Source organism: Alteromonas sp. S015, assembly GCF_036864485.1.
GTDB lineage: Bacteria > Pseudomonadota > Gammaproteobacteria > Enterobacterales > Alteromonadaceae > Alteromonas.
The window spans coordinates 514,037-527,232 of sequence record NZ_JAZETO010000003.1; the positions used below are offsets into that span (position 1 = coordinate 514,037).

The following is a 13,196-nucleotide window of genomic DNA, read 5'->3' on the forward strand; positions in this document are numbered from 1 at the left end:
CGCAGGCGCGGTGTGGTGAAAGAGGTAAGAGAACTTTCACAGTCAACACACGGCTTAATACAACAACCTGCGCAGACGGTGGTTTGACTCAGACTCTCTGGGGTAACAAACACCGTAGAGCGGTATCAACCATGAGGGTTGGTATCAATCTGTGAACCCTGACGGCGTAAACGGGTAACCGCAAACAAAGTCAGATACAAAGAGGTGAACTCAGTGGCACTAGGTTTAGCAGCAAAAAAAGAGATCGTAGCAGAAATTTCTGATGTTGCGTCTCGCGCTCTATCCGTAGCCGTTGCTGAATACCGTGGGATGGAAGTTGCAGAACTGACTGACCTACGTGTTAAAGCTCGTGAGCAAGGCGTATACCTAAAGGTTGTACGTAATACTCTTGCAAAGCGTGCTCTAGCAGACAGTCAATTTGCAGACTTAGACAGCGCCTTAACTGGTCCGCTTATCTATGGTTTCTCTATCGACGCACCAGGCGGTGCGGCACGTCTTTTCAAAGACTTCGGTAAGACTAACGATAAGCTAAAAGTTACAGCACTTTCTATTGGTAGTGGTCTTCTTGGTCCAGAGAAATTGGACGCAGTTGCAGCTCTACCTACCCGCGACGAAGCGCTTGCAAAACTTCTTGCAACCTTCAAAGCACCAGTTGGGAAATTCGTTCAAACAATCAACGAAGTTCCTGGCAAGTTTGTGCGCGTATTGGCGGCGGTCAAAGACACCAAGTAATTGGCGTTTTTGGCATATTGATTTTTTTAACATTTTATACCCAGGAGTTTAGAGAACATGGCTCTAACTAAAGAAGATATCTTAAACGCAATCGCTGAAATGCCGGTAATGGAACTGGTAGAACTAATTGAAGCGGCTGAAGAGAAATTCAACGTATCTGCTGCAGCTGCTGTTGCTGTTGCTGGTCCAGCTGCTGGCGGCGACGCTGCTGCTGCTGAAGAAAAGACTGAATTCGACGTTGTAATGACTTCATTCGGTGGCAACAAAGTTGCAGTTATCAAAGCAGTTCGCGGTGCGACTGGCCTAGGTCTTAAAGAAGCAAAAGAAGTAGTTGAGTCTGCTCCTAAAGCTATCAAAGAAGGCGTAAGCAAAGACGAAGCTGAAGCACTTAAGAAAGAGCTTGAAGAAGCTGGTGCAGAAGTAGAAATCAAGTAATCTGACATAGTCAGATTATTGCCTGAGACGGCAAGGCTGGTGGTTTTTTGAACCACCAGCCTTTTTGCGCTGTATAGTGTGTAGAATCTAACCCTTGGTTACACTACTTAAAGCGCCATTCGGAAATACCCGTAAAAAGCATAAAAATCCAACAAGTTAACTAATAATTGGTTAAATTTTGTTGTATGCTGGTGTATCTGCCCGAAAAAGGGTTGTGGAAGTTTGTTGCTTAGTGCGCCATTTGAAACGTAGCTTTTAGCCCATAGCACGCGTTTTAAAGCATTTTGCAGCAGGTTGGGTCATAAATCAGCAGGCTGAGGAACCCATGGTTTACTCTTATAGCGAAAAGAAACGTATCCGTAAGGATTTTGGCAAACGCCCACAGGTATTGGAAATTCCATACCTTCTTTCAATTCAGCTTGATTCTTTCAAAAAGTTTATTGAGACCGATCCGGAAGCTCAATACGGTTTGGAAGCAGCATTTCGTTCCGTTTTTCCAATTAAAAGCTACTCAGGTAGTTCAGAGCTTCAGTATGTAAGCTACCGCCTGGGAGAGCCCGTTTTCGACGTTAAAGAATGTCAAATTCGAGGCGTAACTTTCTCTGCTCCGTTAAGAGTAAAACTACGGTTAGTGTTGTTCGATAAGGACGCTGCGCCAGGTACCGTAAAAGATATTAAAGAACAAGAAGTGTACATGGGCGAGATCCCATTGATGACTGAGAACGGTACGTTCGTTATCAATGGGACAGAGCGTGTTATCGTGTCACAACTACACCGTTCACCTGGTGTATTCTTTGATCACGACAAAGGTAAAACCCACTCGTCAGGTAAAGTGCTTTATAACGCACGTGTAATCCCTTACCGTGGTTCGTGGTTAGACTTTGAGTTTGACCCGAAAGATAACCTATTCGTACGTATTGACCGTCGTCGTAAGTTGCCTGCAACGATTATTTTACGCGCACTTGAAATGTCATCAGAAGAAATCTTAGATACCTTCTTTGAAAAAGTAAGCGTACGTATCGACAAAGATAAGTTAATGATGGAAGTGGTTCCTGATCGCCTACGAGGTGAGACGGCTGCTTTTGACATCATTGACGGTGAAGGCAACGTTGTTGTTGAAACGGGTCGTCGTATTTCTGCGCGTCACACGCGTGCACTAGAGAAAGCCGGTCTTACAGAGCTTGAAGTTCCAGCCGATTACCTAATTGGCCGTGTTTACGCAGCTACTTATGTAAACGAAGACACAGGCGAAGTGATTGTAAGTGCGAACGACGAGTTGACTCTTGAAAACCTGGCGGCGCTAAGCCAAGCAGGTATCAAAGAGTTCGAAACGCTTTACATTAACGAGCTAGATCACGGTTCATATATATCGGATACACTACGTATCGATTCTTCAACTAACCGCCTTGAAGCATTAGTTGAAATTTACCGTATGATGCGTCCTGGTGAGCCACCAACAAAAGACGCAGCAGAAACCTTGTTCGATAACTTGTTCTTCTCTGATGAACGTTACGACCTATCTTCTGTTGGCCGCATGAAGTTCAACCGCCGTCTTGGCCGTGAAGAACTAATTGGTGCTGGTACACTAGACAAAGAAGACATTATTTCTGTAATGAAGCAGCTAATAATGATTCGTGACGGTAAAGACGAAGTAGATGACATCGATCACCTAGGTAACCGTCGTATCCGTTCTGTAGGTGAAATGGCAGAGAACCAATTCCGCGTTGGTCTAGTACGTGTTGAGCGTGCAGTTAAAGAGCGTCTAAGCTTAGGCGATCTAGACAACGTGATGCCTCAAGATCTTATTAACGCTAAGCCTATTTCGGCTGCGGTTAAAGAGTTCTTCGGTTCATCTCAGCTTTCTCAGTTCATGGACCAAAACAACCCGCTGTCGGAAGTAACGCACAAGCGTCGTATTTCTGCATTAGGTCCGGGTGGTCTTACACGTGAACGTGCAGGCTTCGAAGTTCGAGACGTACACCCGACTCACTACGGTCGTCTATGTCCAATTGAAACGCCGGAAGGCCCGAACATCGGTCTAATTAACTCATTGGCAAGCTTCGCGCGTACCAATGACTTCGGTTTCCTAGAAACGCCGTTCCGTCGCATTGTAGACGGTGTGGTAACAGACGAGATCGATTACTTATCTGCAATTGAAGAAGGTCAATTCGCAATCGCTCAGGCAAACATCGCGTTGACTGAAGCAGGCGAGTTGGTTGACGATCTAATTCCATGTCGTCACCGTGGTGAAACTACCTTGATGCCGAAAGAAGACATCAAGTACATGGACGTTTCACCACAGCAAATCGTTTCAATTGCTGCAAGCATTATCCCATTCCTAGAGCACGATGATGCGAACCGTGCACTAATGGGTGCGAACATGCAACGTCAGGCAGTACCTACACTACGCGCTGATAAGCCGCTAGTTGGTACCGGTATGGAAAGAACTATCGCGGTTGACTCAGGTGTTACTGTAGTTGCTAAGCGCGGTGGTGTGGTTGATTATGTAGATGCCAGCCGTATCGTTATCAAAGTAGACGAAGACGAAATGCTTCCGGGTGAAGCAGGTATCGATATCTACAACCTGACTAAGTACACTCGTTCTAACCAAAACACGTGTATCAATCAGAAGCCTACTTGTAGTGTTGGCGACCCGATTGTTGCAGGCGACGTGCTAGCTGACGGTCCTTCAACAGACCTAGGTGACCTAGCACTTGGTCAGAACATGCGTATTGCGTTCATGCCGTGGAATGGTTACAACTTTGAGGATTCAATCCTTATTTCTGAGCGTGTAGCGCAGGAAGATCGTTTTACTACTATCCACATTCAAGAGCTTAGCTGTATCGCTCGTGATACTAAGCTTGGGCCAGAAGAGATTTCTTCTGATATCCCGAACGTGGGCGAATCTGCACTTAGCAAACTTGATGAATCAGGTGTTGTTTACATTGGTGCAGAAGTGAAAGGCGGTGACATTCTTGTAGGTAAAGTAACGCCTAAAGGTGAAACGCAGCTTACGCCAGAAGAGAAACTACTACGTGCAATCTTTGGTGAGAAAGCGTCTGACGTTAAAGATACGTCTCTACGTGTACCTAACTCTGTTCACGGTACGGTAATCGACGTTCAAGTATTTACCCGTGATGGTGTAGAGAAAGACAAGCGCGCGCTAGAAATTGAAGATATGCAGCTACGTCAGGTTAAGAAAGACCTTACTGACGAGTTTGAAATTCTTGCAGACGGTATCTTTGCACGTGCACAAACTGCACTTCTACGTGCTGGTGTTGACCAAGCTAAGCTTGACAGCCTGCCGCGTGAAAAGTGGTTTGAAATTGCACTTAACAGCGAAGATGCACAGCTAGAGCTAGACCAAATTGCCGATCAGCACGCTGAAATCAAAATGGACTTCGATAAGAAGTTTGAAGGTAAGCGTCGCAAGATTACACAAGGCGATGACCTAGCCCCTGGCGTGCTTAAGATCGTTAAGGTTTACCTTGCGGTTAAACGTCACATCCAACCGGGTGACAAGATGGCCGGTCGTCACGGTAACAAAGGTGTTATCTCGACTATCCAGCCTGTAGAAGACATGCCATACGATGCTAACGGTACGCCGGTAGATATCGTTCTCAACCCACTAGGTGTACCGTCTCGTATGAACATCGGTCAGATCCTAGAAACGCACTTGGGTATGGCTGCACACGGTCTTGGTGTGAAGATTGATCGCATGATTAAAGAGCAGCGCGAGCTGGCTGAACTACGTGACTTCTTGAAGAAGGTGTACGAGCTTGGTGAGAATCACCAAGAAGTTGACATCGATAGCTTCACAGACCACGAAGTTCGTCGTCTAGCGGAAAACCTTCGTAAGGGTGTTCCAGTAGCAACACCTGTATTCGACGGTGCTCGTGAATCTGAAATCAAAGAAATGCTGAAGCTTGCGGATATTCCAGAAAGCGGTCAGATTGCTTTGTTTGACGGTCGTACCGGTCGCGAATTTGAGCGTCCAGTTACGGTTGGTTACATGTACATGCTGAAACTGAACCACTTAGTAGACGACAAAATGCACGCGCGTTCTACGGGTTCTTACAGCCTTGTTACACAGCAGCCTCTTGGTGGTAAAGCACAGTTCGGTGGTCAGCGCTTCGGTGAGATGGAAGTGTGGGCACTTGAAGCATACGGTGCAGCATATACCCTTCAAGAAATGCTTACCGTTAAGTCGGATGACGTTAACGGCCGTACCAAGATGTACAAGAACATCGTCGATGGCGACCACAGAATGGAACCTGGCATGCCAGAGTCATTCAACGTACTACTTAAAGAAATTCGCTCGTTGGGTATCAACATCGAGCTTGAAGAAAAGTAATACGGCGTTAGCCACGTAATGTTATGAGATGGCCCGGCGCTTGCGCCGGGCTCTAGAGACTGACTCCGCTGGGAGAGTAATGTGAAAGACTTATTAAAGTTTCTAAAGCAACAAAACAAGACTGAAGAATTCGATAATATTCGAATCGGTCTGTCTTCACCTGACATGATCCGTTCATGGTCATTCGGTGAAGTTAAAAAGCCTGAAACAATTAACTACCGTACGTTCAAGCCTGAGCGTGACGGTCTGTTCTGTGCGCGTATTTTTGGTCCGGTTAAAGACTACGAGTGTCTTTGCGGTAAGTACAAGCGCCTTAAGCACCGTGGTGTTATCTGTGAGAAGTGTGGCGTTGAAGTTACACTAACTAAAGTACGTCGTGAGCGTATGGGTCACATCGAGCTAGCTAGCCCGGTTGCACACATTTGGTTCCTTAAATCACTTCCGTCTCGTATCGGCCTAATGCTTGATATGACACTTCGTGATATTGAACGTGTACTTTACTTTGAATCATACGTGGTTACAGAGCCAGGTATGACTACGCTTGAGCGCAGCCAACTTCTTAACGAAGAAGAATACTTGGACGCACTTGAAGAGCACGGTGATGAGTTTGAAGCGAAGATGGGTGCTGAAGCGGTATTCGATCTTCTTACAGCACTAGACGTAGACGCAGATGTTGCGGCTATGCGTGAAGAGCTGCCTTCAATCAACTCTGAAACTAAGCGTAAGAAAATTACTAAGCGTCTTAAGTTGCTTGAGTCATTCCAACAGTCTGGTAACAAGCCAGAATGGATGATCATGACGGTTCTTCCGGTACTACCACCAGATCTACGTCCACTAGTACCACTAGATGGCGGCCGTTTTGCAACGTCTGACCTTAACGACCTATACCGTCGTGTTATTAACCGTAACAACCGTCTTAAGCGTCTTCTAGACCTAGCTGCTCCAGACATCATCGTACGCAACGAAAAGCGTATGCTTCAAGAGTCTGTTGATGCGCTTCTAGATAACGGACGTCGTGGTCGTGCGATTACCGGTTCTAACAAGCGTCCACTTAAGTCGCTTGCAGACATGATCAAAGGTAAGCAAGGTCGTTTCCGTCAAAACCTTCTTGGTAAGCGTGTTGACTACTCAGGCCGTTCTGTAATTACCGTTGGTCCTACGCTACGTCTTCACCAGTGTGGTCTTCCTAAGAAGATGGCACTTGAGCTATTTAAACCGTTTATCTACGGTAAGCTTGAAGGTCGTGGTCTTGCGACAACAATTAAAGCTGCTAAGAAGCTTGTAGAGCGCGAAGCCCCAGAGGTTTGGGACGTACTAGACGACGTTATCCGCGAACACCCGGTACTACTTAACCGTGCACCTACACTTCACCGTTTGGGTATCCAAGCATTCGAACCAACACTAATCGAAGGTAAAGCGATTCAGCTTCACCCGCTAGTGTGTGCGGCGTACAACGCCGACTTCGATGGTGACCAAATGGCGGTACACGTACCGTTGACAATCGAAGCACAGCTAGAAGCGCGTGCACTTATGATGTCAACGAACAACATTCTGTCACCTGCTAACGGTGAGCCAATCATCGTACCTTCACAGGACGTTGTATTAGGTCTTTACTACCTTACGCGCGACAAAGTAAACGGTTTAGGCGAAGGCATGGTATTTACCAGCCCGAATGAAGCAGAAAAAGCATACCGTACAGGTAATGCTGAGCTTCACTCTCGTGTTAAAGTACGTATTACTGAATATGACATCGATGAAGATGGCAACAAAACTGAGAAAGTAACGCTAACTGACACTACGGTTGGTCGTGCGATTTTCTCATTGATCCTACCTAAGGGTCTGCCATTTGAAATCATTAACCAAGCGATGGGCAAGAAGCAAATTTCAAAACTATTGAATGCTTGTTACCGTACGCTAGGTCTGAAAGACACAGTAATTGCTGCTGACCAAATCATGTATACCGGTTTCCACTACGCGATGATCGCGGGTGCATCTGTTGGTATCGACGATATGGTTATTCCTGCTGCGAAGAAAGACATCATCGATGCAGCGGAAGCAGAAGTTATCGAAATTCAGGAACAGTTCCAAAACGGTCTTGTTACCGCGGGTGAGCGTTACAACAAAGTTATCGATATCTGGTCAAATGCCAACGAAAAAGTTGCTAAGGCCATGATGGATAACCTTAAAACTGACATCGTAATTAACCGCGATGGCGAAGAAGAAGAGCAATCATCATTTAACTCTGTTTACATGATGGCCGACTCGGGTGCTCGTGGTAGTGCAGCTCAGATTCGTCAGCTAGCTGGTATGCGTGGTCTGATGGCTAAGCCAGATGGCTCAATCATCGAAACCCCAATTACGGCGAACTTCCGTGAAGGTCTGAACGTACTACAGTACTTCATCTCAACTCACGGTGCGCGTAAAGGTCTTGCGGATACCGCACTTAAGACAGCGAACTCGGGTTACCTAACGCGTCGTCTAGTAGACGTTGCACAAGACTTGGTAATCACTAACGACGACTGTGGCACATTCGAAGGTGTTCAAATGACACCACTAATTGAAGGTGGTGACGTTGTTGAGCCACTACGCGAGCGTGTACTAGGTCGTGTGGTAGCAGAAGATGTACTTAAGCCAGGCACTAACGAAGTACTAGTAGAGCGTAACGTTCTTCTAGACGAAGCGTTAGTAGACATGCTTGAAGCTAACTCAGTTGACCAAATCATGGTTCGCTCGGTTATTACTTGTGACAACGACTTCGGTGTTTGTGCTAAGTGTTACGGTCGTGACCTTGCACGTGGTCACATGGTGGGTAGCGGTGAATCGGTTGGTGTTATTGCAGCACAGTCAATCGGTGAGCCAGGTACACAGCTTACCATGCGTACGTTCCACATCGGTGGTGCGGCATCAAGAGCATCTGCTGAGAACAGCGTACAAGTTAAGACTGCGGGTAGCCTTAAGCTACACAATGCGAAATTCGTACGTAACTCTGACGGCAAAGTGGTTATCGTTTCTCGTTCAACAGAACTTACTGTTATCGACGAGCAAGGCCGTGAGAAAGAGCGCTATAAAGTACCTTACGGTGCTGTACTTAGCGTGGATGACGGTGCAACTATCGCAGCTGGCGACGTTGTTGCTAACTGGGATCCGCATAGTCACCCAATCATCACTGAACGTGCAGCTAAGATTAGCTTCGCAGACATTGATGACTCTAACACCGAAATGCAGCAAGACGAGCTTACTGGCCTAACACGTATCGTTGTTAAAGACCTTGCGAAAGTTAACGCTAAAGAGCCTAAGCTAATTCTTGAAAGCGACGAGTTCGGCCTTCAAGAAATTCGTCTTCCAAGCTTCACCACTATCGAAGCGAAAGAAGGCAAAGTGGCTAACGAAGGTGACGTGCTAGCACGTATTCCTCAGGAAAGCTCGAAGACTCGTGATATCACGGGTGGTCTACCGCGCGTTGCGGACCTATTTGAAGCACGTAAGCCTAAAGAGCCTGCAATCCTTGCAGAAATCTCAGGTACTATCGGCTTCGGTAAAGAGACCAAAGGTAAGAAGCGTCTTGTAATTACACCTGCTGAGGGCGACGCGTACGAAGAGATGATTCCTAAGTGGCGTCAGCTTAACGTATTCGAAGGTGAGAAAGTGGAAAAAGGCGAAGTTATCGCTGATGGTCCAGAGTCTCCACACGATATCCTACGTCTACGTGGTATCTCAGCTGTAGCAAACTACATCGTGAACGAAGTTCAGGAAGTATACCGTCTACAGGGTGTTAAGATTAACGATAAGCACATCGAGGTAGTTATTCGTCAAATGCTACGTAAGTGTGTTATCACGCACCCAGGCGATACGCAGTTCCTTGAAGGCGAACAGGTTGAAGTATCGAACGTTAAAGTGGCGAACCGTGAAATTGAAAAACACGGCAAGATCCCAGCGCAGTATGAAACACAGCTGCTTGGTATCACTAAAGCGTCACTGTCTACTGAGTCATTTATCTCAGCAGCATCGTTCCAAGAAACAACGCGTGTTCTAACTGAAGCTGCGGTTCAAGGTAAAGAAGATGACCTACGCGGTCTGAAAGAAAACGTAATCGTTGGTCGTCTAATTCCAGCGGGTACTGGTTTCGCTTACCACGAACGCCGTGCACAACGTCGCAAAGAGCAAATCGAAGAAATGTCAGTTTCTGCGGCTGAAGCAGAGCAGGCACTTACCGAAGCGCTTAACGCTGGTGCAGACGAAGATACTGCCGAATAAGGCAAGATCATAGGAGTACGTTAACGTACTCCTAACAATTTGGCAGTTCAGTTGTACAGATTGCAGATAAATTATCTGCTTAACCTTTGTACACCTTGACAGTCAGAGCGATGATCTTTAATATTCCGCGACCCGATTTTGGATAGCCATCAAGTGGCTCGATAAACGGTCGCGGTTTTTTGTATCAGCGCTCAGTGAATGTTGACGAGCACAATGTTCACAAACAAGAGCGATTAAACAATTAATCGCATTAATATGGACCCAGTCACAGTGATTGGGTTTTCGTAGTTTTTAATCAGGAGCTAGTTAATGGCAACAGTTAACCAGTTAGTGCGCAAGCCGCGTAGAAAGCCCGTTGAAAAAAGCAACGTAGCTGCTCTACAAGCTTGTCCACAAAGACGTGGTGTATGTACTCGTGTATATACTACTACGCCTAAGAAACCAAACTCTGCACTACGTAAAGTATGTCGTGTACGTCTAACTAACGGTTTTGAAGTTTCTTCATACATCGGTGGTGAAGGTCACAACCTACAAGAGCACAGTGTAGTACTTATCCGTGGTGGTCGTGTTAAAGATCTACCAGGTGTTCGTTATCACACAGTTCGCGGTACGCTTGACTGCGCAGGTGTAAACGATCGTAAACAAGCCCGTTCTAAGTACGGCGCGAAGAAGCCTAAGTCATAACGGTTCTCCGTTAGTAAGGCCAAACTGAAGTTTAAGAGTTTTGGGTTTTCCCTGAATTCATACGGAGAATAGAAAATGCCAAGAAGAAGAGTCGTAGGTCAACGTAAAATCCTACCAGAGCCAAAATTTGGTTCACAACTGCTTGCGAAATTCATGAATGTCGTAATGCTCGACGGCAAAAAGTCAGTCGCTGAAAAAATCGTTTACGGTGCGCTTGATATTGTTGCTGAAAAAACCGGCAAAGCACACCTAGATATCTTCGAGGAAGCGCTTGATAACATCCGCCCAACAGTAGAGGTTAAGTCTCGTCGTGTCGGTGGTTCAACTTATCAGGTTCCAGTTGAAGTACGTCCAGTTCGTCGTAACGCGCTAGGTATGCGTTGGATGGTAGAAGCTGCACGTAAACGTGGCGAAAAGTCTATGGCACAACGCCTAGCGGCTGAGATGCTAGACGCAGCAGATAATAAAGGTTCAGCGGTTAAGAAACGTGAAGACGTTCACCGTATGGCCGAAGCAAACAAAGCGTTTGCTCACTACCGTTGGTAATCAACGTTATTTAACTGAGAGAGATTTATGCCTCGTAAGACCTCGATTGAGCGTTATCGCAATATTGGTATTGTGGCTCACGTGGACGCGGGTAAAACCACGACCACAGAGCGTGTTCTGTTTTATACAGGACTGTCTCACAAAATCGGTGAAGTGCACGATGGTGCGGCTACCATGGACTGGATGGAGCAAGAGCAGGAGCGTGGTATTACTATCACGTCTGCTGCAACGACTTGTTTCTGGTCTGGTATGGAGCAACAGTTCGATCAACACAGGATCAACATCATCGACACCCCTGGACACGTTGACTTTACTATCGAAGTAGAGCGTTCATTGCGTGTACTAGACGGTGCAGTTGTTGTATTCTGTGGGTCTTCTGGGGTAGAACCTCAATCAGAGACAGTCTGGCGACAGGCTGACAAATATCAAGTGCCACGCCTTGTGTTCGTTAATAAGATGGACCGGGCTGGCGCTGATTTTGAACGTGTTGTGGGTCAAATCCGCAAGCGTTTAGGCGCAAACTGTGTTCCGATTCAAATCAACATGGGCGCTGAAGAGAATTTCCATGGCGTCATCGACCTTGTGAAGATGAAGGCCATCAACTGGAATGAAGAAGACATGGGTATGACATTTACCTATGAAGACATTCCGGCTGAATATTTAGATACCGCTGAGCAGTACCGCACAGAAATGATCGAAGCGGCTGCAGAAGCTTCTGATGAGCTAATGAATAAATACTTGGAAGGTGAAGAGCTTTCTGAGGAAGAAATTCGTTCAGGCCTTCGTCAGCGTACGCTGAACAACGAAATTGTTCTTGCCACCTGTGGCAGTGCCTTCAAAAACAAAGGTGTTCAGGCAGTACTAGACGCTGTTATTCATTATCTTCCGTCCCCAACAGAAGTTAAGGCCATCACAGGCGTACTTGACGACAAAGATGAGACAGAAGCAGAGCGTCATTCAAGCGACGATGAGCCGTTCTCAGCGCTAGCATTTAAAATAGCGACCGACCCATTTGTGGGTACGCTAACCTTCTTCCGTTGTTACTCTGGTGTAGTAAACACGGGTGATACGGTTTACAACCCTGTTAAGGGCAAGCGTGAGCGCTTTGGTCGTATCGTGCAAATGCACGCAAAAGACCGTGAAGAAATTAAAGAAGTACGCGCAGGTGACATCGCTGCGGCCATTGGCCTTAAAGATGTAACAACCGGTGATACGCTTTGTGACCCTAACCATGTTATTACGCTAGAGCGTATGGAGTTCCCAGAGCCGGTAATTTCAATTGCGGTTGAGCCTAAGTCGCAAGCTGACCAAGAGAAAATGGGCATTGCCCTAAGCAAACTTGCAGCTGAAGATCCGTCATTCAAAGTGAAAACTGACGACGAGACAGGCCAGACGATTATCTCAGGTATGGGTGAACTTCACCTTGATATCATTGTCGACCGCATGAAGCGCGAATTTAAAGTTGAATGTAACGTAGGTAACCCTCAGGTTGCTTATCGTGAAACCCTTCGTAAATCTGTTGAAGTTGAAGGGAAGTTCGTTCGTCAGTCAGGCGGCCGCGGCCAATTTGGTCATGTATGGCTGCGCATTGAGCCTCAAGAAGAAGGTTCAGGCTACGAATTTGTGAACGAAATCGTCGGTGGTGTGGTACCAAAAGAGTTCATTCCAGCGGTCGATAAAGGAATTCAGGAGCAGATGCGAAGTGGTGTTCTTGCAGGGTATCCGGTACTAGATGTAAAGGTTACGTTGTTTGATGGTTCATACCACGATGTTGACTCTTCTGAAATGGCGTTTAAGATCGCCGGCTCTATGGGTTTCAAAAAAGGCGCCGCAGAAGCAAATCCGGTGTTACTTGAACCCACAATGAAAGTTGAAGTGACTACTCCAGAAGACTGGATGGGTGATGTAGTTGGTGACATTAATCGTCGCCGCGGCATGATCGAAGGTATGGAAGATGGCGTTGCAGGTGTTAAAATAATACGTGCTAAAGTGCCGCTTTCAGAAATGTTTGGCTACGCAACTGACTTGCGTTCACAAACTCAAGGTCGTGCTTCATACTCAATGGAGTTCTTCAATTATTCTGAGGCGCCGAACAATGTGGCGCAGGCTATTATTGAATCTAGAATTTAATCTAAATGAAGGTTCGGTCCGGTCTATTGGTGGGTCGGACTTTTAACTTAGGAAACGAGAA

General features: G+C 46.5%; 7 protein-coding genes. All 7 read left to right on the plus strand.

Going from position 1 to position 13,196, the window contains the following annotated elements; all coding sequences use genetic code 11:
- The first annotated feature begins 213 nt into the window (after positions 1-213).
- The 7 genes from rplJ to fusA all read left to right on the plus strand — a co-directional run bounded on the left by rplJ (position 214) and on the right by fusA (position 13,135).
- Complete coding sequence (gene rplJ / locus V7R42_RS08705) at positions 214-732, plus strand: 50S ribosomal protein L10 (RefSeq protein ID WP_071817642.1); 519 nt, start codon at positions 214-216, stop codon at positions 730-732.
- A gap of 57 nt (positions 733-789) precedes the next feature.
- On the plus strand, positions 790-1,167 hold the full coding sequence (gene rplL, locus V7R42_RS08710; RefSeq protein WP_015068303.1) for a 50S ribosomal protein L7/L12: 378 nt from the start codon (positions 790-792) through the stop codon (positions 1,165-1,167).
- Between the two features lie 325 nt (positions 1,168-1,492).
- On the plus strand, positions 1,493-5,521 hold the full coding sequence (rpoB, locus tag V7R42_RS08715) for a DNA-directed RNA polymerase subunit beta (RefSeq protein ID WP_334019774.1): 4,029 nt from the start codon (positions 1,493-1,495) through the stop codon (positions 5,519-5,521).
- A gap of 81 nt (positions 5,522-5,602) precedes the next feature.
- Entirely contained in the window at positions 5,603-9,775 is a 4,173-nt protein-coding gene (rpoC, locus tag V7R42_RS08720; protein ID WP_334019775.1) for a DNA-directed RNA polymerase subunit beta', read from the plus strand.
- A 309-nt stretch (positions 9,776-10,084) separates the two neighbouring features.
- Positions 10,085-10,459 (plus strand): 30S ribosomal protein S12, encoded by a 375-nt coding sequence (gene rpsL, locus V7R42_RS08725; protein WP_014951037.1) that lies wholly within the window; start codon positions 10,085-10,087, stop codon positions 10,457-10,459.
- 75 nt (positions 10,460-10,534) lie between these two features.
- Entirely contained in the window at positions 10,535-11,005 is a 471-nt protein-coding gene (gene rpsG, locus V7R42_RS08730; RefSeq protein WP_014951036.1) for a 30S ribosomal protein S7, read from the plus strand.
- A 27-nt stretch (positions 11,006-11,032) separates the two neighbouring features.
- A complete protein-coding gene (gene fusA, locus V7R42_RS08735; protein ID WP_039217587.1) occupies positions 11,033-13,135 on the plus strand; it encodes an elongation factor G in 2,103 nt (700 codons plus the stop codon).
- Positions 13,136-13,196: the final 61 nt, after the last annotated feature.

What these genes read in the sequence shown, in the direction of transcription:
- rplL (WP_015068303.1), top strand. Translation starts at nt 790, where the DNA reads ATGGCTCTAACTAAAGAAGATATCTTAAACGCAATCGCTGAAATGCCG.
- rpsL (WP_014951037.1), top strand. Translation starts at nt 10,085, where the DNA reads ATGGCAACAGTTAACCAGTTAGTGCGCAAGCCGCGTAGAAAGCCCGTT.
- rpsG (WP_014951036.1), top strand. Translation starts at nt 10,535, where the DNA reads ATGCCAAGAAGAAGAGTCGTAGGTCAACGTAAAATCCTACCAGAGCCA.
- fusA (WP_039217587.1), top strand. Translation starts at nt 11,033, where the DNA reads ATGCCTCGTAAGACCTCGATTGAGCGTTATCGCAATATTGGTATTGTG.
- rpoB (WP_334019774.1), top strand. Translation starts at nt 1,493, where the DNA reads ATGGTTTACTCTTATAGCGAAAAGAAACGTATCCGTAAGGATTTTGGC.